This window comes from Maribacter dokdonensis DSW-8, from assembly GCF_001447995.1.
GTDB classification, from domain to species: Bacteria; Bacteroidota; Bacteroidia; order Flavobacteriales; family Flavobacteriaceae; genus Maribacter; species Maribacter dokdonensis.
Genome location: NZ_LDPE01000001.1, coordinates 244360 through 266777, shown reverse-complemented (window position 1 = coordinate 266777; position 22418 = coordinate 244360). Strand labels below are relative to the sequence as shown.

General features: G+C 37.2%; 20 protein-coding genes. 16 read left to right on the top strand and 4 right to left on the bottom strand.

Annotation, left to right across the window (positions count from 1 at the left end; translation table 11 throughout):
• The first annotated feature begins 2 nt into the window (after positions 1-2).
• The 14 genes from I600_RS01225 to I600_RS01160 all read left to right on the top strand — a co-directional run bounded on the left by I600_RS01225 (position 3) and on the right by I600_RS01160 (position 11789).
• The gene (locus I600_RS01225; protein ID WP_058102697.1) at positions 3-515 is read left to right on the top strand and encodes an ankyrin repeat domain-containing protein; all 513 of its coding nucleotides are present in this window, start codon (positions 3-5) and stop codon (positions 513-515) included.
• Between the two features lie 98 nt (positions 516-613).
• Positions 614-1603 carry a 2-hydroxyacid dehydrogenase gene (locus I600_RS01220; protein WP_058102696.1) on the top strand — a complete coding sequence of 330 codons (990 nt, stop codon included), beginning with the start codon at positions 614-616 and terminating at the stop codon, positions 1601-1603.
• 21 nt (positions 1604-1624) lie between these two features.
• A complete protein-coding gene (locus tag I600_RS01215) occupies positions 1625-2584 on the top strand; it encodes an NAD(P)-dependent alcohol dehydrogenase (RefSeq protein ID WP_058102695.1) in 960 nt (319 codons plus the stop codon).
• A gap of 91 nt (positions 2585-2675) precedes the next feature.
• Positions 2676-3779, top strand: coding sequence for a polysaccharide lyase family 7 protein (locus tag I600_RS01210; RefSeq protein ID WP_058102694.1), 1104 nt, complete (start codon positions 2676-2678; stop codon positions 3777-3779).
• Between the two features lie 190 nt (positions 3780-3969).
• Positions 3970-4761: a hydroxyethylthiazole kinase gene (gene thiM / locus I600_RS01205; protein ID WP_058104230.1), complete on the top strand. Its 792-nt coding sequence runs from the start codon at positions 3970-3972 to the stop codon at positions 4759-4761.
• Entirely contained in the window at positions 4754-5395 is a 642-nt protein-coding gene (gene thiE, locus I600_RS01200) for a thiamine phosphate synthase (RefSeq protein ID WP_058102693.1), read from the top strand. The genes thiM and thiE overlap by 8 nt, the downstream gene beginning before the upstream one ends.
• The gene (tenA, locus tag I600_RS01195; RefSeq protein WP_058102692.1) at positions 5374-6027 is read left to right on the top strand and encodes a thiaminase II; all 654 of its coding nucleotides are present in this window, start codon (positions 5374-5376) and stop codon (positions 6025-6027) included. Before thiE ends, tenA begins: the two co-directional genes overlap by 22 nt.
• Entirely contained in the window at positions 6015-6827 is an 813-nt protein-coding gene (gene thiD / locus I600_RS01190; RefSeq protein WP_058102691.1) for a bifunctional hydroxymethylpyrimidine kinase/phosphomethylpyrimidine kinase, read from the top strand. Before tenA ends, thiD begins: the two co-directional genes overlap by 13 nt.
• Before the next feature lie 20 nt (positions 6828-6847).
• Positions 6848-7420: a Crp/Fnr family transcriptional regulator gene (locus tag I600_RS01185; RefSeq protein ID WP_058102690.1), complete on the top strand. Its 573-nt coding sequence runs from the start codon at positions 6848-6850 to the stop codon at positions 7418-7420.
• 146 nt (positions 7421-7566) lie between these two features.
• A complete protein-coding gene (locus I600_RS01180; RefSeq protein WP_245188864.1) occupies positions 7567-7998 on the top strand; it encodes a GlcG/HbpS family heme-binding protein in 432 nt (143 codons plus the stop codon).
• A 33-nt stretch (positions 7999-8031) separates the two neighbouring features.
• Complete coding sequence (locus I600_RS01175; protein WP_058104229.1) at positions 8032-9552, top strand: Dabb family protein; 1521 nt, start codon at positions 8032-8034, stop codon at positions 9550-9552.
• Positions 9553-9647: 95 nt separating this feature from the next.
• Positions 9648-10211: a Crp/Fnr family transcriptional regulator gene (locus I600_RS01170; RefSeq protein WP_058102688.1), complete on the top strand. Its 564-nt coding sequence runs from the start codon at positions 9648-9650 to the stop codon at positions 10209-10211.
• A gap of 97 nt (positions 10212-10308) precedes the next feature.
• Positions 10309-10698, top strand: coding sequence for a RidA family protein (locus tag I600_RS01165; protein ID WP_058102687.1), 390 nt, complete (start codon positions 10309-10311; stop codon positions 10696-10698).
• Between the two features lie 110 nt (positions 10699-10808).
• The gene (locus I600_RS01160; RefSeq protein WP_058102686.1) at positions 10809-11789 is read left to right on the top strand and encodes a PLP-dependent cysteine synthase family protein; all 981 of its coding nucleotides are present in this window, start codon (positions 10809-10811) and stop codon (positions 11787-11789) included.
• Positions 11790-11806: 17 nt separating this feature from the next.
• Here I600_RS01160 and I600_RS01155 read toward each other — a convergent pair whose 3' ends face one another.
• Entirely contained in the window at positions 11807-13648 is a 1842-nt protein-coding gene (locus I600_RS01155; protein WP_058102685.1) for a PLP-dependent aminotransferase family protein, read from the bottom strand.
• Positions 13649-13937: 289 nt separating this feature from the next.
• Between I600_RS01155 and I600_RS01150 the strand changes: the two genes are divergently transcribed.
• On the top strand, positions 13938-15155 hold the full coding sequence (locus I600_RS01150) for a DUF6161 domain-containing protein (RefSeq protein WP_058102684.1): 1218 nt from the start codon (positions 13938-13940) through the stop codon (positions 15153-15155).
• Between the two features lie 279 nt (positions 15156-15434).
• On the top strand, positions 15435-16775 hold the full coding sequence (locus tag I600_RS01145) for a hypothetical protein (protein ID WP_058102683.1): 1341 nt from the start codon (positions 15435-15437) through the stop codon (positions 16773-16775).
• Between the two features lie 15 nt (positions 16776-16790).
• Here the strand turns inward: I600_RS01145 and I600_RS01140 are convergent, their stop codons facing one another.
• From I600_RS01140 to I600_RS01130, 3 genes are all read right to left on the bottom strand, one after another.
• Positions 16791-18038: a glycosyltransferase gene (locus tag I600_RS01140; protein WP_058102682.1), complete on the bottom strand. Its 1248-nt coding sequence runs from the start codon at positions 18036-18038 to the stop codon at positions 16791-16793.
• 486 nt (positions 18039-18524) lie between these two features.
• Positions 18525-20735, bottom strand: a complete 2211-nt coding sequence (locus tag I600_RS01135; protein ID WP_058102681.1) for a hypothetical protein — start codon at positions 20733-20735, stop codon at positions 18525-18527.
• Positions 20736-20901: 166 nt separating this feature from the next.
• On the bottom strand, positions 20902-22413 hold the full coding sequence (locus I600_RS01130; RefSeq protein ID WP_058102680.1) for a DEAD/DEAH box helicase: 1512 nt from the start codon (positions 22411-22413) through the stop codon (positions 20902-20904).
• Positions 22414-22418: the final 5 nt, after the last annotated feature.

Below are 22418 nucleotides of genomic sequence, written 5' to 3'. Positions count from 1 at the left end.
TAATGAAGAATTTACTAATACTAACTATTATGATAAGTACACTTACAGGTAACGCTCAAAACATTTTTGAGGCTTCTAGAACTGGAGATGTAGAAACATTACGCAATCTTTACAATCAAAATAAGGAGTCAATAAATGCCGTTGATAGTAAGGGGTTTACCCCTTTAATATTATCAGCATATAACAACCAAAAAGAGGTTGTTTCATTTCTATTGGAGAAAGGTTGCGATGTAAATGCTAAAGATACATCTGGCAATACGGCATTAATGGGTGTTTGTTTTAAAGGTAATTTTGAAATAGCTAAAATGCTTATTGACAGCGGAGCCAAGGTCAATCAGCAAAACTATAATGATGCAACGGCGTTAATTTATGCCAGCACCTTTGGTCATAAAGATATTGTCAATTATTTGCTAAAAAATGGCGCTGACGCAACAATTAAGGATAACCGTGGTAATACGGCCTTATCACATGCAAAAATGCAGGGCAATAATGAAATAGCCGAACTATTAAAATAGATAGTAACAATACCATTCTAAAAACTCGTGAAATAGGATTGGATTACTAAACTAGTATAGTTAACTTTAAGATACTATTCATCATCAAAACTATCTTAATGAACATTGCTGTATTCAGTACCAAATCTTATGACCAAGAGTATTTTGAAAAGTATAATGCGGATTATGACTATAATTTTTCATTTTATGAAACCGCTTTAAATCCAGATACTGCTAAACTTTCGGCAGATTGCAATGTGGTATGTGTTTTTGTAAACGATATAGTCAATGAAGAAACTATTAAAATATTATCCGCCAACGGTATAGAACTAATAGCACTACGCTGCGCTGGCTACAACAATGTAGATTTAGAAGCTGCGGAGAAAGAAGGCATAAAGGTAGTAAGGGTACCTGCCTATTCGCCAGAAGCGGTTGCAGAGCATGCCTTGGCTTTAATATTGACCCTTAACCGTAAAACGCACAAAGCTTACAACCGGGTCAGGGAAGGCAACTTTTCATTAAAGAACCTTATTGGTTTCAACCTGAGCAATAAAACCATAGGTATTATTGGAACGGGAAAAATTGGAGCAACATTCGGTAAATTATTAAAAGGTTTTGGAAGTAAGCTCATTGCATATGACATTGCTGAAAATGAAGAACTGGTAGCTGCAGGGGTAGAATTTTTACCGCTTGAAGAAGTATTTCAAAAATCGGATATTATATCGTTGCACTGTCCTTTAAACAAACATACCAAGCATATCATCAATAAAGCATCTATTGCTAAAATGAAAGATGGTGTTATGATCATCAACACCAGTAGAGGTGCCCTGATCAAAACGGAAGATGCCATTGCCGGACTTAAAGATAGAAAAATAGGGTATTTGGGAATCGATGTTTATGAGCAGGAAGAAAATCTGTTTTTTGAGGATCATTCAGAACATATCATTCAAGATGATATGATATTGAGACTATTAAGTTTCCCTAATGTGTTGATTACATCGCATCAGGCATATTTTACAAAAGAAGCAATGGATCAAATAACTACGATCACCTTAAACAATATTAAATCATTTGAGACAGGTAGCGAGTTAGAGAACGAGGTAAAGTAACTAATTTCAATTTTAGAGGATATGAAGGCATTTACCAAGTATAAATATGGCGGTCCGGAGATTCTTCAAATGGAAGAAGTTGCTAAACCGGTAGTTAAAACCAATCATATTTTGGTAAAGGTAATGGCGAATTCCGCTAACCCGGCGGATTGGCATATTCTACGGGGAAAGCCCTTTTTTGCTAGATTTTCGTTCGGACTTTTTAAACCCAAGGATGCTATATTAGGTGCTGATTTTGCAGGAATTATAGAAGAAATTGGTTCTGGCGTGCAGCATTTTAAAATTGGAGACAATGTATTTGGTGAAATGTTAGGTGGTGGTGCTTTTGCAGAATTTGCTTGTGTTCCGGCCAATGTTTGTGCTAAAATGCCAGAGCATGCAAAATTCACTACCATGGCAGGTGTTCCCATTGCCGGTCTAACAGCTTATCAGGCAATAATTACGCATGGTAACATAAAAAATGGAGAATCTGTATTGATTAATGGGGCATCTGGTGGTGTGGGTCATTTTGCGGTACAAATTGCCAAGGCATACGGAGCACATGTTACGGCTGTATGTTCTGCCAGAAATTCGGACTTTGTAAAATCAATTGGTGCAGATTATATCATTGGGTATGATAAGGAAGATATTCACCAGCATAAAGGAGATTATGATGTAGTCATTGATGTTCATGGCAACCTAACGCATTCCGATTATACACGAATGGGCAAAAGAGGTGTTATGGTCGGTTTTACTACTATAGGACATATGTTTGCCGTTTTATTGAAAAAAGCTTTCAGTAAGTTCCCATTGACCCAATTTACGGCTGAAGCGAATACTAAAGATTTGAAAGTTTTGGCTTCACTTATTAATGAAGAGCGCATCAAGGTCCACATAGAAAAGTCATATCCGTATACCCAGATACCAGAAGCAATAGCACATATTGAAAAAATGCGTACACGAGGTAAAGTGGTAATGGTTTGGCAAGATATTCATGAATAGAAGGTTAATATCCGTTATCTCAATAGAAAATGTCCTATAATTTATTAATTGTTTAAACTATTCCTATCTTATCGCTTTATATCGTAAGAAAATGAAAAAACATATAATTGCCTTGGCATCGTTAGTAACAATTTTTTGTTTTACTAATTGTAAGAACACAACCAAGAAAACAAATGATGCTCCTATTGAGAATGATCCAGAAGAAACGGTTTACGCAAGTGAGGTAATTCCGTTCTTTGATGATTGGAAATTAATTTTGGGCGATGGTTCAAATGCGGGAGTAGCCAATAACTTTGAAAACAAAGATTTCTTTTACGTTGCCAATGATGGCAAAGATGATTGGGTAGTTTTTAAAGCACCCAATGGTGGCAATACCCATGGCTCTTCCAATAATACCAGGACCGAACTGGCGCAAATTAAAAAATGGTACCCAAAAACGGCAAATGATAAGTTGACGGCAACTCTTAAAGTAATAAACGTGTCATCTACGGGAGATGCCCGTGTGGCAGCAACCCACGCGGTAGTTGTGGGTCAGATTCATAGCGCAGATGCCTTTGAAAACGAGCCATTGAAAATCTTTTACAAAAAATACCCAGGTCATAACAAAGGCTCTGTATTTTGGCATTATGAAATCAATACCGCTGGTGATGATAATTCTAAGAGGTGGGACTACTCTACTGCTGTTTGGGGCAATGATTTTTCGGTAGTTGGTGAAACTGTGGATACTTATCCTGCGGAACCTGAAGATGGCATAGCGCTAGGTGAAGAATTCAGCTATGAGGTTATTGTAAAAGACGGTATCATGAGCTTAAAGTTTATGAGTGACGGACATGAAACCAAAACGTATACCAAAAATTTACTGGAATCGGAATACCCAACACAGGCGGATATACCTGAGCAAACCAAGAAATTGTTCTTCCCTATTGGTCAAGATGGTGTTGAACGCAAAGAGGCATACGCTGGTGAAGGCTGCTTTTTTAAATTGGGCGCTTATAATCAAACCAACGGAAAATCTCCAGATGAAAACATGAACTGGTGTTCTGGTGCAGAAACCCATGGTGGCGATATTCAAAAGCAATATGCCGATGGCAATTATGCAGAAGTTTGGTTCAAAACGGCTAGTATAGAAGTTAGCGATGCCGCAGTATCAAACGAAGGGTATTTTTCTAAAAACGATGATTACAAATCAAAGTAAAGGTGGCTACCATATCAGCCATTGAAATGTAGACGTATATTGTTCAAAAAACTGTTTGCTTAAGCTATTTAAATCATTATTAAGAAACTAACGTTAATAACTTTACACAATACTAATACATTATTGTTTTCTATTTTTTTGAATTTAGCGAACTTAGTTGCTCACCAAAATAACCGATTATAATTATTCAATGAGCAGTATTTCCGAGATATTACAAGAAATAAGAAGTAAGAGTCCTTTAGTTCATAACATTACCAATTATGTAGTCATGAACAATACTGCCAATGCTTTATTGGCTGTTGGTGCATCTCCTGTAATGGCTCACGCTAAAGAAGAGGTCAAGGATATTGTTGCTATTTCTTCTTCACTGGTTATCAATATGGGAACACTGAGCGAAAAATGGGTAGAAAGTATGCTAATGGCTGCAGCACAAGCCAAAGCGACCAATACCCCTTTTGTTTTCGACCCGGTTGGCGTTGGTGCATCTGCATACAGAACGGAAGTGGCACAGAAGATCATAGAGACAGCAATACCCAATGTAATTCGTGGAAATGCCTCGGAGATAATGGCCTTGGCTAAATTGACCAATTCCACTAAGGGTGTGGATAGTACTATGGATAACCAAGATGCCATTGAAGGTGCTACCCTACTTGCCAAGCAACTTAATAATACCGTAGTGATCAGTGGTGCTATAGATTACATCATCACTGCAGATACTATTAGTAAAATAGAAAATGGAAGCCCGCTAATGGCAAAAATTACCGGAATGGGCTGTACAGCAACCGCTATGGTAGGTGCTTGTTTGGGTGTTGAGGAAAATACACATTTAGCTGCAGTTGCTGCAATGGCCATAATGGGCGTTGCAGGTGATATGGCAAATGATAAGAGTGCCGGTCCGGGCAGCTTTCAAATGAATTTTTATGATAGTCTATATGAGCTTTCCCCTGAAGTTTTAGTGGCAAAAGTTAAGACGAATGCCTAAAATAGATTATGCTTTAATGTATGTTACCGATGATAGTATTAGGGACGATAATTCCTTTTTTGCTATTCTAGAAGCTGCTTTAAAGGGCGGTGTAACATTGGTACAATTACGTGAGAAGACCTGCGACACGGCTACATTTTACAAACGTGCCGTTCATGCAAAAGAATTGTGTGTGGCTAATAACATTCCATTGATCATTAATGACCGTATAGACATTGCACTGGCAGTGAATGCAGACGGAGTTCACATTGGACAAACCGATATGCCATTTAACGTTGCCAGACGTCTACTAGGAAAAAGTTCCATTATCGGACTATCGGTAAGTACTTTGGAAGAAGCTATAAAGGATAATGCCCAAGCCGCTGATTATATTGGCATCTCCCCTATTTTTTCAACGGATACGAAAACTACAGATCTAGCGAAACCCTTAGGTCTTTCGGGTCTTAGATCAATACGAAAAATATATAATAAACCTATGGTCTGTATTGGTGGTATCAACAAAAATAATACAGCGGAGATTATAAGCAACGGTGCCGATGGTATTGCCGTAGTTTCCGCAATTTCAAAAGCAGTTGAACCACTAACGGCAACAAAAGAATTAAAACAAATAGTATGCAAGACTGGTACACACTAGTAAGACAAGAAACAGATTTTATTCTAGAAGCAATAAAACAACAGCCCTTTATCAAAGAACTGATGAACGGCACGCTATCATCGGATGTATTTCAATTTTATATCAATCAAGATGCCATGTATTTGGCGGAGTATAAAAAAGTACTTGCTACAGTGGGTGTTAAGTGTCAGCATGAAAACGACACACAGTTTTTTCTGGATTCGGCAACCGGCATTATTCATGTTGAAAATGCGCTTCATCAAATTTTCTTGAAAGATAATCGGTTAACACATGAGCCCTCGCCTACTTGTGAATTGTACACTAGTTATTTAACACGTATGGTAGCAAACCATTCTTTAGAAGAAGCGTTGGCAGCCGTGCTCCCCTGCTTTACCATTTACAAAGAAATTGGGGATTACATTCAAGAAAACCAAACCAATAAAGCAGATAATCCATATCAAGATTGGATAGATACCTATGGCGGGGAAGAATTTGCAACCTCGGTCAATAATGCGGTAGCAATTACCAATAGGTATGCGGAAAATGCTTCAGAAGAAGTTTTACAAAAAATGAAAACAGCTTTTATAAAAGCATCTAAATTGGAATGGATGTTTTGGGATAGCGCCTATAATAAAGAAGCATGGAAGATTTAAATAGAACCTATAATAGTGTGTTAAGTATCGCTGGGAGCGATTCTGGCGGTTGTGCAGGTATACAGGCAGATATTAAAAGTATTAGCGCCTGCGGTGCATTTGCGGCAACGGTAATAACGGCCACTACGGCTCAGAATACGCAAGGTGTAACAGATATACACGCTATACCCATTGCACATTTGGAAAAACAACTAGATGCCGTATTGAGTGATATTTATTTTGGCGCCATTAAAATTGGCATGCTCCATTCTTGCGAGGTAATCAATATGGTAGAAACTAAATTGACCGAGTATAAAGCAACTAATATTGTATTAGACCCTGTTATGGTGAGTACATCCGGTCATAAATTAATTGCGGACGATGCTATTGAATGTTTAAAGGATTTTCTACCAAAGGTGAGCTTGATTACGCCTAACATACCCGAAGCGGAATTATTGATCAATGAAAAAATCAATGTGGACAACATGAAAGCTATGGCACAAAAAATTGGTGAACAGTTTCAAGTCTCCGTTTTGTTGAAAGGTGGTCATGTGGATAATGATTCTTTTATTATGACCGATGTTTTTTATGTTCATGAGACCAAAACAGTAAAAATCATCACCAACCCAAGGGTAAACACTACTAATATACATGGTACCGGTTGTAGTCTTTCTTCAAGCATTGCAGCTTATTTAAGTTTAGGATTTACTATGGATGAAGCAATTACAAAAGGGTGTAATTACGTAAACCAAGCTATTGCCGCGGGTAAAGATAAAATCTTGGGTCATGGCAATGGTCCTATTAATCATTTTGGAATGTAACTCAGAATATAAGACCATCAATGATTTTCGACCCTTTAATAGCGCATGTCAATAAAATTATTCATTTATCAAAAGATGAAGAACAAGAATTTTGCAGCTATTTTCATCTAAAGACTATTGATAAAAAAGATTTCATATTACAACAAGGTGAAATCTGCAAGTTTGAAGGTTTTGTGCTAGAAGGTTGTTTTAGAACGTTTACCCTGGACAAAAAAGGTAATGAAAACACCATGTTCTTCGCCGCAAAAGATTGGTGGCTTATGGACATAGATAGTTTTATGAACAACAAACCTTCAGAATTGAACATTCAGGCTTTAGAGGATAGTCAAGTGCTAATTATTAACAGGAAGAACAAGGAACAACTATACGCGGCAATACCGTCTGCAGAAAAATTGTTTCGCATCATGTTTCAGAAGTCCGTCGTGGCATGGCAGCGCAGGTTGGTGCAAAACCATAGCTTAACGGCAAAAGAAAGATATCTTCTCTTCATATCTACCTACCCGGAAATTGCTTCTAAATTAACGGATCGGCAGACTTCTAGCTATCTCGGCATCACACATGAATTTCTAAGTAAAATAAAAAAGCAGCTTTAAATTTCATTAAATTAACCATAGTTGAACAAGTTCAACTTTATTCTCGGTACTGTTTTCAATTTTTGTAAAGCAAAACAGCATAGAGAGGTATGAAACAATTACTAAAAGTAAACCGACTGATACTTACATTGGTATTATTAATATTAATGGATGACGCTTATGCGCAAGTAACCTATAACATTACCCATAATGAAGCTTTGGAAGTGTTACTTGAAGCAAAGTCAAAAGCGGAAGCCGATGGCGTACTTGTAAATATAGCCGTGGTAGATGCCGGTGCTAACCTAAAGGCGTTTATAAGAATGGACCAATCTTTTTTAGGAAGTATTGATGTAGCAATCAAAAAGGCAAAAACGGCAAGGTATTTTAATATGGATACCGGTGAACTGGGCGAACTGACACAACCTGGCGGTATTATTTATAATATTGAACATTCTAATGACGGACTCATGACTTTTCCCGGTGGCTATCCTATTAAAAATAAGCAAGGAGAAATCATTGGGGCAATTGGTGTTAGTGGCGGTACTATAGATCAAGACAGGGAAATTGCCATTGCAGGTGCCAAATACGTTTTAAATTAAGCATACATAATGACGATGAACAACAAGAAAATCATGAATACATTTAAATATGTGCTTGCTGCAATTTTCGCGATAGCGCAGATAGGCAATGCACAGTCTACGGATGATTTAATGCTGTACAGAAAGGATTTTAAAGCCATTTCTGGTGAAAACACTGTTTCTGTTACTTGCTATGAGAAAGGCGGTAAACATTATGTATTTGCCGGCGGTGTGGGCAATATAGATGTGTATGGATTAAATGAAGACGGAATTCTTTCTCCCATAAGCGACCATGAACTGCATATGAAAAAAGGTCCGGCACGGGGTATGGTAGCTACCCGTATAAAAAACAATGACTTTTTATTTGTAGCCAACAAACATGGTAATGTAATTGAAAGCTTTAAAATATTGGATTCTGGATCTTTAGAACGTACAGCATTGACCAAAGATACAGAAGATACCTATTTGGGCACTGCCATTACCTTACAGGTAGTACATATGAAAAATGCTTCTTATTTGTTTGTTGGCGGACTAGAGGAAAATCCCGGTCTAAGTTGTTTTCAAATTCAGGAAAATGGAGCGCTTACCCACGTACAGTCAATGAAAGATGATGAAACGGTACATACAGATGGTATTATTGGCATGTATGTGCACCAAGTAAAAGGTAAAACCTATTTATATACCGGTGGTTTTCAAGATAATGGCGTTAGCAGTTTTAGGGTGTATGAAGACGGTACGTTCAAGAATCTAAATAATATAAGTGACAACAAAACAGATCGTTACCTTACGGGCACTTACCCAGTTACCGGGGTTACCTTAGAAGATCGGCATTATGTAATTGTAGGTCACAGACATCATAAGTACTACAAAAGGGGCAATTTTATAAAAAGAAAAGATTTTGTGTACCATGGTGACGGTGTAAGTGTTTTCAAGGTCGATAAGAAGGGTGCATTAGTACCACATTTTGTTCTGAAGGATGACGAGAGCACCAAACTATCTGGACAAACAAGAATAGAAGTCATTTCGGTCAATACTGATGAAGCGGTATTGGCGGTAGGCACTAGAGATGATGAGGCTATACAATTGCTAAAGTTGAATAAGGAAGGGGTCCTTAGCCCTATGAACTATTTGAAAACGGGGTATTCCATTTATTACGGTTTAAGGTCGCACTCCATTGGCGAAAAGGATTTTCTTATTGCAGGTTCGTTTCGGTTCGATTTACATAAATTGGTGACCTACAATGTACTACCTAAAATAAATAGAGAACATAAAAAACTGAGGCACGTGGTTCATTTAAAATATAAATCTGATGCTACCAATGATAAGATTAAAGAAGCGGAACAAGCTTTTGTAGCCCTTAAAGACCAAATTCCACAGATTACGGCATTGGAATGGGGAATAAATGATAGTGAAGAAGGCGCCAGCAAAGGTTTTACACATACCTTCACGCTGACATTTAACGATGAACACGGTAGGGAAATATACCTTTTTCATAAAGCCCACTTAGATTTGGTAGCCAAAGTAGGACCTATCATTGCCGATGTTTTGGTAATGGATTATTGGACAGAGGAATAGTCCATCACCAAAAACACCGTGAATAACTTGATTATAAGTACGGTAACATGTAATTGCTTTGTTTTTTAATTATATCGACCTTTGGTTCATAACCAATGGAAGAGAAGTTAAAACAACATATTCAAAAACTAGTGCCTCTTACCGATCATGAATTTGTAGAAGTGCTTTCATACTTCTCATTCGAAAATTATGGTAAAAAGGATTTTCTTATCCGGCAGGGAGAAAAAGTAAATCATTGTTATTTTATTGTCTCCGGACTCCTAAAATTGGTGTTAGTAAACCAAGATGGTAAAGAACATATTATTTCATTTGCTATGGAAGATTGGTGGGAAAGTGATTTTTCCGCCTATTTCATGCAAACCAATGCTTCCATGGCATTACAGACAATTGAACCCACCAGTGTATACGCTTTACCCCTTGAAAATTACCATGCCTTGTCATTGGCATTTCCAAAAATGGAGCGTTTCTTTTTAATGAAATCAAATTTAGGTCATATCGCCTCGCAAAATAGAATTGTATCTTTTCTAACATCAGACGCAAAAGGTAGGTATGAACAATTGCTCAAAACACATCCGGCATTATTTCAACGCGTACCAAAAACCTTGTTAGCTTCTTATTTGGGTGTATCACGAGAAACACTTAGCAGATTATCCTCTTAGCCTTTCCTAGTTTTATAATTGTGATGTATGTCACACTTCAACAGTGCTTTAATTCAAATATTTGTAGTGTAAAAATGAACATCAAATATAAAATAGCATGGAACGAAGAATAATTAATCCCTGGGAATGGCAGAATGAAAGAAGTTATGTTCAAGCGGTTGAAGTCGTAAAGCCCGAAGCAACTTTGTACATCTCCGGTCAAACAGCTATAGACGCTGCAGGTATATCTAGTACCGGCAATATGAGAAACCAACTTACAGACACCATAAGCAATTTAGAAAAGGTCATTTCTGAAGCTGGGTATGCATGCAAGAATATTGTACGCTTAAATATTTACACCACGTCATCAGATGAATTCTTTGCCTCTTTCGATATATTTCAAGACTGGATAAAAAAGCATGAAATCAAACAGACCAGTACCGTTTTGGAAGTTAAAAGCCTATTTGAAACCTTAAAAGTTGAGTTAGAGGTTACTGTGGTGCGGTAGTTATCGTTATCAAACCAAAAACAAAAGCTTCATTTAATTTTTGATGTATCTGCAACAAAATTGCTTTCGTCATTCTCGTTTTATACTTTTGAAAGAATTTAATAGCAGCTATGGAATACGCAGAAAATATATTGGGAACAATTGGTAATACGCCCCTTGTAAAGATCAATACACTTACGGCAGAATTGCCTTGTTTGGTATTGGCTAAATATGAGACGTTTAACCCTGGTAACTCGGTTAAGGATCGTATGGCCTTAAAGATGATTGAAGATGCTGAAGCGGATGGAAGATTGCAACCTGGCGGCACCATTATTGAAGGTACATCTGGCAATACAGGTATGGGTTTGGCATTGGCTGCCATTGTAAAAGGCTACAAATGTATTTTTGTTTTGGCGGATAAACAGTCCAAAGAAAAGTGCGACATTTTACGTGCCGTAGGTGCAGAAGTGGTCGTGTGCCCTACTGCTGTTGAGCCAGATGATCCACGCTCTTATTATTCGGTTTCCAAAAGATTGGCGAAAGAAACGCCTAATAGTTGGTATGTAAATCAGTATGACAACCCTAGTAATGCCAAGGCACACTACGAAAGCACCGGACCTGAAATTTGGAAACAGACCGATGGTAAGATTACCCATTTTGTAGTTGGTGTGGGTACCGGCGGCACAATTTCCGGTGTGGGCAAGTATTTAAAAGAACAGAATCCCAACATAAAAGTTTGGGGTATAGATACCTATGGTAGCGTATTCAAAAAATACCACGAAACGGGAATTTTTGATGAGAAAGAAATCTACCCTTACGTAACCGAAGGTATTGGCGAAGACATTCTACCCAAAAACGTAGATTTTGATATTATTGACGGATTTACCAAAGTAACCGATAAAGACGGTGCGGTATACACCCAGCGTTTGGCAAAGGAAGAAGGTATGTTCTTGGGCAATTCTGCCGGTTCTGCCATTAAAGGCGTTTTGCAGTTAAAGGAACACTTTACCAAAGATGATGTTGTGGTGGTTTTATTTCATGACCATGGTAGCAGGTATGTTGGTAAAATGTTCAATGATGATTGGATGCGCAAGCAGGGCTATATAGAATAGCCCTACCCTAGCCATTTTTACATTTGTTCCACGAACTTTAAGAAAACCTCTTTATGGCGTTCTAAGTCCATATTAGGGGAAAGCGACACACGGGCGATATAATCCTTATCGTCCTCTTTAGTGGTACCCTGAGTTGATGTTGCCGGTATGGTCCAATAACACCCTTTCAATTGTCCATAGCTTACGCAATACTTACTTTCATCGGGTATTTCGGTAATCATTAAATCGATCAACAGGGCGTTCATCTTTCTTTTGTACGCCTCCTTTTCTTCTGGAGTATTCCCTTTTGTAGGTAGGTCCAAAGAAAAGACCGATGGCGTAAAACCTTCCTTTGCCAATGCTTCGGAAACAAAATTGATTTTAGCCGTAGGCAATGTTTGTTCTATAAAGGAAACAAAATCTCGTGTATTGATATAGGCATCATGAATTCGCTGCATCATAGACGGCATCTGTTTTGCTAAAATTTCATATTGCAAATCCGTAGCCTCATTATCACAAAGGGCTAAGTGCAACTGTATTTTCTCGATCAAAGCTTCCGCTTTTTTATTCGCTATACAATATCCGGCGGTACACTTACCACCACTTGGAAATTTAGAACCACTGGCAAATGAAATGGTTCTAACGGTTGACAAAATAGCATCATCTCCTAAAAAATGGACATTTGGGCAAAACGTTTGGTCCAAAATAAATACGGGATCAATAGCCTGGCTCCCGGTATCAGTTTTTCGTTTGGCACTTAATACAGCCCTTAGTTTTTGAAGGTCGGGAACTTCAACTCTCGGATTCGTTGGTATTTCCGCAATAATATAAGGTACGGCATCTTCGGCGGCTATTTGTTCCAAAACATGATCAATGCTTTGCACCATATCATTATCACCATCTACCAGTAAATCCACTATTTCTATGGCATCGCTGCAAGCGGCAACGCGCCTTGCTTGATCATTGGTGCCACCATAGCAATTTGGTGGAACCACAATTTTAATGGCTTTGTCCTTATGGTTTTCCAAGGCGTCGTGCACCAAGCCCATTAGAATCGCATATTGAACGGATAAGCCGCTCGATGCTACCAATGGTGTGGTCTCACTACCACTCACCTCTCGTATCAGATCCAACACGGCAGCTTTATGCTCCGTCGTATTATTTATTACCGAATTTTCAGCCGGTAGCACCAAAGACCGTAAGGCGTTCAAGCAATTATGAGGTGTCATGGCAACGGTTTCCCTACGTCTAAAATGCTGAATATCTGAAATGTAATGTATATTTTCTGCACCATTGATAAGCAATACACTTCCCAACTCGTCATACATATTAATGTAAAAGTCTATATGTGATGATACGCTTATTGCTGAACTATCATGTTGCTGTGAGATAAAAATGGTACTGCCATTGAACGATTCCACATCAGCGGGACTATCCACTTTTTTCAGGTCAAATGAAAAACCGTAGATGTTTTTTAGCACATCAATATCAAATGCACTTGGGAGCTCTTTGGTGTATGTGATAAGCGTATTTCTGTGCGCTAAAAGGTTTGTTCTTAAAATGGCTAAAATAGGTGCCGTCTTGGACTGAAAACTGATTACCTGTTCGGCCGGCAACCCGTTGATATTCCCAATGGCCCATTCTAAAACACAGGACAATGAATGACCGAGACGAATGTAGTCATACGCCGTAGGTAAATTGCTCAATGCCGCAGTGCTGGAATTCCCTTCTTTTGCTAGGTGGATAAACTGGTCTAAAAACTGGACTTTAGCCAGTTTTTCATTGTAAATATCCAACCTATGCGTGGTTAAGTTTAACCAATCTTGTGGCATATGTTCAATGACCTTTGTAATATACGCTAGCATTTTATTCACTTCCATTCTTAGCAATTTATTTAAAGCTCGAAATTACGTAATTATTAGTAGTGTTTGGTGTTCTGTTGGCAGTATCAGTATGTAGTATCAGTTAACAGTTTTAGCACATCATTTTCGTTAATAACTCTGCATAACTCGTTTTGTAAGTACTTGCGTACAATAGTTGAAATATAGAACTTAGCTTTCCCTCCCCGAAAACATAATAATTATAATCGCTAAAAGGAATTAAACTCCTTTTAACTGTACGTTGTGTTTCATACTCGAAAAAACCTAAATTTAATTAACGAGAAGTACTATGTCTAATATGAATCAATATTTAAAAGAGGACTTTCCTAAAAATCTATCCATAGATATTGGTGCAAAGCATTCTTTCAAAAACTATGAAAAAATAACACAATGGACGAATAAAGAGCTTGAATTCTATAATGCCATTGGGAATCCAGGAAATATTGTACATACTTATACATATACACTTAAAAATAATATTACAAGTAAGTTCAATCAAAATCGTAACGACGAATTTACTGGAGAAGATTTAATCGATGAGCTAAAAAACTTCATTGAATCAACTTACAAAACACAAGGATTACTAGCTTCAAAAAGTAAAGAAGGTATTTGGCTTCTCAAGCAACATAATGATAATAGTTCTTTAACACTTGGTTCCTTTTCCTTTTTTCAAAACAAAATAAAAGGTGTTTCAAATAACAATAACAATCACAGAGATGGCGAATTCTCTGCTTACTTATTTGATATTGGTATCCAACCTGATTTTGAAACAGAAAAAAATCAATATCTATCTTTTTATGGTGAAATAATACAACAAAAAGACGAAATTCTTAAAGAACTGCTTGATATTCGAGAGGAGAACAAATCTCTAAATAAGGTTATTATAGACCAAAATGAAAATTGGGAATCAAATTTTACAGTACAAAAAGAAGATGTTGCGAAAAGATTTGACGATGAGTTTGACCGTCACAAATCAAAAATGACTGAATCGGAAGAATTCTACGAAAAGAAATTAGCTGTAAAAAGTGCGGTAACCTATTGGTCCGATAAAGCTAAATCGCATAAAAGTAATAGTTACATTTTTGGTGCTATTGTAGGAATTTTAATGATTTTAACATTTATTGGAATAATTTCTTTAGGGAAATATATTATCAATTTAGACTTAACAGATGTAAACGGAACTGGAAGAAAAATTTTAACAGAAACAGGTGCTTTGCAACTATGGGTTTATGGTTTTTTTATAGTTTGTATGACACTAATAATTTGGTTTATCAGACTAATTGTAAAGGTGTTTTTAAGTAATTTACATTTACTTTCAGATGCCAAGGAAAGGGAAACTATGATTCAAACTTATTTAGCTTTTGAAAGAGAAGAAAACACATTAAAGGAAACTGATAGAGATTTGATTTTACCTTCTATTTTTAGAATTTCAACAAACGGATTTATAAAGGAGGATTCGACACCAAATTCTCCGATTAACATAATAACTAAAAAATTTATTGAATAAAAAGTACGAAAACGCAATAATGGCTATAAATAATTGTTGGTTCTCGCCTACTTAGAAAAATTAAGTACTAAACCACACAACTAATCATATTTGAGCCAAAACTAAATTCCACGCACTACCCCTATTTTTCTCCTCAATCCATTTACTCATAAACTTGGTGGTACTCATGGTTTGGTGTTGTAGCAGGAGGTATTCTATATGTCATAATCCATGAATGTCTATAACATATTTAAGATTTATAGCAAACCAATATATTAATCAAAGCTTCGTTTAGTAATTATGAAAAAAATCATTCTAATATTACTTCCAGTTATATTTATTGTTATTTCTTGTTCCTCAGATTCATCAGAAGATGTTATGTCAGAACCGGAATCAGAAAATCCCATAGAAGAAGAACCTATTGAAATTGAAACATATTTTACTTTAAACGTAGATAATAATTATTATTCTGAAAACAGCGAATCTTGGTTAGTTGTAAATGATGCCAATAACGGTGATGTTTTAGACTATATTCAAATAGACAATGGAGCTTCTGTACATTTTGAAAAGCCTATGACTACCGCTATTCATGATAATAATATCAGTTTAATTAATGTTCGGAATTATGAAGGAAATACATATATAAGTATATCAACATATTCTTCTGTAAGAGACGGTTCTTTATGGAATTTAGTATCTAGTACTCCAGTAGATTTTACATCAAGGGGAGAAGTTATAGGTGAACTAAAAATTAATGCTAACAATTTAAGTTCTCCAGCTTCCTATACTTTATCAAATAAATATGGATCTACTTTATCAGGCGGTTTTAGTGAAACCACAGTAAATCATGTTACGAATATCGAATTTGAGAACATTCCACTTTATCAAGATAATCGTTATTTATTTTCTATTTATGATACTAATGGAGATGCAAAATATAAATTTTTGAATGACCTAACCGATGGTGCAACTATAAGTTTTAATAGTTCAGAATTACAAAGTTATGACGAAATTGTGCCGTTATACTTACCTGATGGGGGCGAATACTTCTGTAATATTGTTGGTTTTGAAGAAAATCAAGCTTACAATGAAGGAGGCGGCTATCTTTTAAACTTAATGTTACCCTTTGATAATGACAAAATAACCTCAAACATTATCAACTTAGGATATTTAAATACTCTCGATAAATATATAACTACATTAAATTACACAAATGATAATTTTGATTATCTATATTTAAAATATGGTGATAGACCCGTTGGATTTCAATTGGCGGATATTGACTATTGGAATGTAGATGTTACTAATGATGCTATAAATAATTTTCAATACAATGGACCTTCATCTAATAGTTTCAACAGACAAAGTCACCACTTTCAATCTTCTGTAGGAACTAAAGATGTAGACTATGTAGAAGTTAACTGGAATTTAAACCAAGGAAAATATTATTACGGTTATAATTACGAATTACCTGAGGAAATTTTAAATAGATATCCTAATTTAAAAATTAATAATCTTAATTACCAGAGAAGTTCATTCTATTTACATGAATATAGTTATTTAGAATATATTGATGCCAAATATGAAGAACATAATCCAGATTTTCTTTTAGATAAAGAAATAATTAGTGTAAAAAATTAGATTCAAATTTAAATATTACACTTTATTCTTCTCCTCAATCCATTTACTCATAAACTTGGTAGCGGTCATGGTTTGGTGTTGTAGTAAGCTACCTATGAAATTCTGTTTACGGTGTGTGGTTATATTTTTTTGAAGCTGTTCTATGCTGTTTGAAAGTATACTTTCTAGACTTGTTTTATTGTATAAGGTATTGACCAAAGTTTTGGCTTGATCTTGTGCGGTTTGCCATGCTTCTTTTTTAGTATATAAGCGAACTGCAGCTTCTACAAAAGCACTGTGGTCGTTTTCTATATAACCGTTCCAATCCAGAATACCATGCATGCCTTCAGCGCCCAAAGTGGTGGTTACGCTGGGTGTGCCGTTTTGCATGGCCGAGAGTAATTTTCCTTTGATACCCGCTCCAAAACGTAATGGAGCCAAACATACTTTGGCGTTTTGCATTACATCATCTACATTATCCGCTCTACCATGTACTAGAAACTTCTCTTTTGGGTTGTGCATCTCTAATAGCTGCTGTGGCAAATAAGCACCATAAATATGCATAGTTGCTTCGGGCAATTGTTTGTGCACCAATGGCCATATAATGGATTTTAAACATTTTACGGCATCTATATTCGGGGCGTGCTTGCCTCCGCCAATGAAAATAAAATCTTGTCGCTGTTCAAATATTTTCCAAGCGGTATCGTTTCCTATTTCATTGACCATAAAAGGGAGTAACAACAATAGACTTTTATCTATTTTGAGTACTTCGGTCAATAGTTCCATTTCATAGCTGGAAATGATCAGGGACAGATCACAGCGATATATACTGGCAATTTCCCGTTTGGTCTTATCATCAGCTAACCAAGCTTCAGTAGTAAATGGAATTTCTTTTTTAAAACACTGCTCGCGCACATGACGAAGGGAATTTAAATCTTCCGTATCCAACACACGAAGTGCTTGCGGACAGTTTTCAGCAACACGCCACCCAAATTGCTCTTCGGTCAAAAACCGATCAAACAGCACCACATCAGGATTTAACTCTTTTACAAAAACATCAAAAGAACTATCGTTCATCTTGATCTCCGCAGTTTCATTTCCAAGCGCTACCATATCCGCCGAATATTCTGATTTTGAAGCCGCAGAAGCGATCGTAATTCGGTACCCTTGGTTTTTAAAAACCTGTAACAGTTGCATCATACGAACACCGGCCGCAGTAGAAGCAGGTTCTGGCCATACCAATGCGATTACGAGAAGGGTTTTGGGATGTTTTTTTACGTACAAAGTCCGAAGTATTAATTACAAAGTACGGGAAATGGTTGTTGGTTGGCAAGTTTATTACTTCATTGCAAGGAGCTTTTCGCGACGTGGTAATCTGTTGATTGTATGTTACGGATTATCAATAAAGTACTATTGTCAGTTCGAGTGGCTTTTTAGTTGAAGCATAGCGGAAACAAGAAAGGTGCCTGCCTGCCGGCGGGCAGGTATCTAGAACCTTTGGTACACGAAATAGTTCTCGATACTAATTTCTCGTGCCTCGAAATTCACTCGAACTGACTGACAGGTACAAAGTACGAAGTACGAAGTATTAAGTATTAAGTAGTTTGATTTTACAATGTGTTAAGTAAGAATTGAGAAAATAGAAAATAGAGTATAGACTTTTTGTTCTATGAAATTTAGCAAAGCTAAATTTCCATCAACCATCAACCATCAACCGTCAACCATCAACCGTCAACCATCAACCATCAACCAACAACCAACAACCAACAACTAATCACCCGAAACCCCTATTTCATCTAGCACCACTACCCCATAATCCGTTTGGTCGAAAATAAAACTGATCGTAGTGATCTCATCGACCTTAAGTGTTGAATTTGCTTCTGAAAAAGCTTTCAGGGGAATATAAAAGGTCTGTAATTGCACCTCCCAATCTTCACCGATCATTTCCTTATCCAAGAATCCGAATTTGGTAAAGCGGGTTTTTAAAGGTTTGGTTATGCCTTTGATATCGCTCACTTTTACCATGCTTGTTTGTCCCGCTTTATCGGTAAGCTGTATGGAGAAATCCAACTGTGGCACTTCACGTTCTTCAGCATCTTCTTTTGCTTCTTTTTGCTCATCGGTCAAATTGAAATCCAACCATTCGTGATTGCCCGCACCTAGGGTAAACTGCAGACTTGTGGTATTTCTAAAAGGGATGGAATCAGCTGCAGAAAGCAAGATTTCATACCTTGCTTTATCGGAACTATTAGTGGCATTTTCATAATCCCATCCCAGGATAACGGCATTGTTCTCTTGGCTACCTTCATCACGTGTAGGTAGGTTTTGTTCTTTCCAAAGTGCCATATTCGTGGCTATTATCTTTGCGCTATCTTTTGCCGTAGTTATATCAATATCGGCCTCAAAATCAGCAATAGTATGAAAATTAGAGGATTCAAAAGAAGTAAGGTAATGCTCTACCGGAAGCCATTGTTTGGCAACGGAAACATTTTTGAATATGGCGTGGTATTCTTCCCTATTCTTCAACGTAGCCTCTGCAAAGGAGCTGATAAATACCTTGGCAGCTTCTTGTTGCTGTACCTCCTTTAAAAGCGGATTTAAATTCAACAACCATTTAGACGGTGCTCCAAAATCCGAATTTCCCCAAGTGGAGTTGAATTGACCGTGATTGGCATGGTGAATATACACCCCGGCCTTAAACCTGGAAATAGAATCTGTGTACTGTAACCGACGGTAGGGTCTCATACCCCAAAAGCTCACTTCATCAGCATCATAAGAGCCCTGTATACTTAAGAAATTTATATTGTTCAGTATGATCTTACGATCATATCTATAATCCGTTGGAGCAAGTGCCACTACCCCTTTAATTCCAAAATTGAAATTGAATTTTTCCAAAGCCTGATCAGGAAAATAGGGTAACGGATTATACGCTGCAGCAATAGAAACCGCCTCTCCGCCACGGGAATGCCCAACGAGCATGATATTGTCCAAATCTACCTTTTGCGATAGCTCATGACCCTCTTGATTGTTCCAAGTTCTCCATTGCTCCAAGTGCTTTAATAATAACCATGCGCGCGCAGGCATTTCTTTTCCCCTAAAATCGCCAGACCAATGACCGTTTAAAAAGTTCTCATCTACGGATACCGCTATAATTCCCCTACTCGCTAATAAATTCCCCAAATAACCATAACCATCATCGGAGTAATCTATCATACTATGATTACCATGTACAATTAGGGTAATGGGGAAAGGTCCCTCACCTTCTGGCATATACACCCTGCCGTTCAATGGAAAATTCTCTGCACCAAAACCCCAATAGCGCTCGCGCCATTTTTTCTTTTTATCCTTCCAATCGGGAATTAACAGGGAACCATCAACAGTAGTCGTTTTAAACTTTACGCCGGTTGAAAATTCCTCTCGTTGTGCATCCGTTCCGCTACCATAGGTAAACGTTTGTACCGTGAACGCACCAGGTGCAGCAGGGTTCTGTATGGGAACCGGTTTTGGCGGAAAGGAGTTGTCATGTGCAAAAGCCAATGGCACTTCTTTCTCATAAGGGTCCGACCCGGAATTTGCCAGAGCGAACAATACATAACCGGTGCCGCCTAAAAGCATCAATAAAAAGGCACCATTTAGAAGGTTTCTTTTCAATTGAAATTGATATAGCGCAATACATAAAAGTATGCCTAAAACTATGATGCAAGTATAAAACAAGGTAGGCCAACCGAACCCAATACATTTTAAAATGATAAAAACAATAACTGCGCTAAGAACAGCGGTTATAGAGTGAAGAGAAATTTGCTTTAAACTTTTACCTAGAACATTTAAGGTGCCATATACCAAAATGTTGATCACGAGCCCCAAAATAATGGCAATGAACATCATGACAATAGGATGCCAACCGGTTAAAAAGTGATAGCCTGCAATGCCGTAAAATAAAATGGTTAGAAGTAAGGTGAGTGATAATAAGCGATTTTTCATTAGTTGAGAGCGTTCTGGTGGTTCTAGCTCTTGAAATTAACCAACTTCTATGTAAATAGGTAACGAACCCTACATTTTTCAATATCCCGTAAAATACGGTGCACCTAAATACAGAATTGGCAACTACGCCTATTCTAAATCATAATGCCTAACCTAGTCTTTACCCCTACATTTTAGCCGCAAAAAGTTTAGAGATTTTAGAACGTAGTTTACGCTCATAATCTTCCTCTAACCACTCCTTGTAATTTTTGGTATTGTTCATAATACAATACGAATATTGGCGTACACGATATTGAATTTCTTCCTTTAATTTTTTCGCAAGAATACGGGCATCAAAAACGTCTTCTGAGTTTTCTACACATATTTTGGCATGTTGCTCAATACTCTTTTCCAACACCAGTTTAGATTTTTCACCGTTGGCAAAACTCTTTTTGTATTCCGCCTTAATGTCAAAATCAATGTCGGTCGATTTTGCAAACTCCGCCCTTAGGTCCGGCGGCATTTCATACACGAATTCACGCTCAATTTCCTCATCATTTTTAATATTCTCCAAATAGAAATCTGGAAAATGGAAAATTTCCTGCCAATCTATACCAGCGTTCCAAAGTCCAAAACGGGCAACATTATTACCCATATCTATAACATTGAATTCCTGTTTGTTTGGCAGATATCTAGAACCACGACCGATCATTTGAAAATAAAGGGTCAATGAACGTGTAGCACGGTTCAAAATAATGGTCTCCACACTAGGTTCATCAAAACCGGTGGTCAAAATACTTACTGAAGTCAAAATGGCATCAGGGGTTTCTTTAAACCATTTTAGAATCTCTTTTCGCTCTGCAGCATTATTCTTATTATCTAAATGACGAATGTTATACCCTGCTTTTTTAAAGGTTTCACAAACGTACCTAGAAGTATTGATACCGTTGTTGAAAATTAAGGTTTTGGTGCCCTTGGCAATTTCATTGTAAGCGGAAACAAGCTTGTTCAACATGCTATGGTTTCCGTAAAGCTCATCGGACGATTTTACTGTATAATCTCCACTAATACCCAATTTTAGGGTCTGTAAGCTAACGTCATAATTGTACATGTTGGCCTTAGCCAAGAATTTTTTCTGAATCAAGGATTCTATAGACTCGCCCACGATCAACTTTTTATAGTTGTCTTTCATGGGCAGCTTAATATTGGAGCTTAAAGGCGTTGCCGTTACCCCAAGTATAACAGAGTTCTCAAAGTACTTAAAGAGTTTGCGGAAAGAATTGTAATGCGCCTCATCAATAATGACCAAACCAATGTTATTGATCTCTACCTTCTCTTCCTGAAGTCTATTGTTCAGCGTTTCCACCATGGCAACAAAACACATGAACTCATCTTGATCCTGCCACTCTTTGACCTCGCTATTAATTATTTTATTCTTTACCCCAAACCCTTTCAACATTCTAGAGGTTTGTTGACTAAGTTCTATACGATGGGTTAGTACAATGACTTTCTTATTGGTCTTGGCTATGTAGCGCTTGGCTATTTCAGAAAACACCACGGTCTTTCCACCACCGGTAGGCAGTTGGTACAGCAGGTTAGAATTATCACCGTTCTCTTCTAGATACTTAAAAATAGTATGTAGATCTTCCTCTTGATAATCGTACAGGGTCTTCTCAGCGGTCTCTTTATGTAACTTCAAAAGGT

What these genes read in the sequence shown, in the direction of transcription:
- I600_RS01225 (WP_058102697.1), top strand. Translation starts at nt 3, where the DNA reads ATGAAGAATTTACTAATACTAACTATTATGATAAGTACACTTACAGGT.
- I600_RS01220 (WP_058102696.1), top strand. Translation starts at nt 614, where the DNA reads ATGAACATTGCTGTATTCAGTACCAAATCTTATGACCAAGAGTATTTT.
- I600_RS01215 (WP_058102695.1), top strand. Translation starts at nt 1,625, where the DNA reads ATGAAGGCATTTACCAAGTATAAATATGGCGGTCCGGAGATTCTTCAA.
- I600_RS01210 (WP_058102694.1), top strand. Translation starts at nt 2,676, where the DNA reads ATGAAAAAACATATAATTGCCTTGGCATCGTTAGTAACAATTTTTTGT.
- thiM (WP_058104230.1), top strand. Translation starts at nt 3,970, where the DNA reads ATGAGCAGTATTTCCGAGATATTACAAGAAATAAGAAGTAAGAGTCCT.
- thiE (WP_058102693.1), top strand. Translation starts at nt 4,754, where the DNA reads ATGCCTAAAATAGATTATGCTTTAATGTATGTTACCGATGATAGTATT.
- tenA (WP_058102692.1), top strand. Translation starts at nt 5,374, where the DNA reads ATGCAAGACTGGTACACACTAGTAAGACAAGAAACAGATTTTATTCTA.
- thiD (WP_058102691.1), top strand. Translation starts at nt 6,015, where the DNA reads ATGGAAGATTTAAATAGAACCTATAATAGTGTGTTAAGTATCGCTGGG.
- I600_RS01185 (WP_058102690.1), top strand. Translation starts at nt 6,848, where the DNA reads ATGATTTTCGACCCTTTAATAGCGCATGTCAATAAAATTATTCATTTA.
- I600_RS01180 (WP_245188864.1), top strand. Translation starts at nt 7,567, where the DNA reads ATGGATGACGCTTATGCGCAAGTAACCTATAACATTACCCATAATGAA.
- I600_RS01175 (WP_058104229.1), top strand. Translation starts at nt 8,032, where the DNA reads ATGAATACATTTAAATATGTGCTTGCTGCAATTTTCGCGATAGCGCAG.
- I600_RS01170 (WP_058102688.1), top strand. Translation starts at nt 9,648, where the DNA reads ATGGAAGAGAAGTTAAAACAACATATTCAAAAACTAGTGCCTCTTACC.
- I600_RS01165 (WP_058102687.1), top strand. Translation starts at nt 10,309, where the DNA reads ATGGAACGAAGAATAATTAATCCCTGGGAATGGCAGAATGAAAGAAGT.
- I600_RS01160 (WP_058102686.1), top strand. Translation starts at nt 10,809, where the DNA reads ATGGAATACGCAGAAAATATATTGGGAACAATTGGTAATACGCCCCTT.
- I600_RS01155 (WP_058102685.1), bottom strand. Translation starts at nt 13,648, where the DNA reads ATGGAAGTGAATAAAATGCTAGCGTATATTACAAAGGTCATTGAACAT.
- I600_RS01150 (WP_058102684.1), top strand. Translation starts at nt 13,938, where the DNA reads ATGTCTAATATGAATCAATATTTAAAAGAGGACTTTCCTAAAAATCTA.
- I600_RS01145 (WP_058102683.1), top strand. Translation starts at nt 15,435, where the DNA reads ATGAAAAAAATCATTCTAATATTACTTCCAGTTATATTTATTGTTATT.
- I600_RS01135 (WP_058102681.1), bottom strand. Translation starts at nt 20,735, where the DNA reads ATGAAAAATCGCTTATTATCACTCACCTTACTTCTAACCATTTTATTT.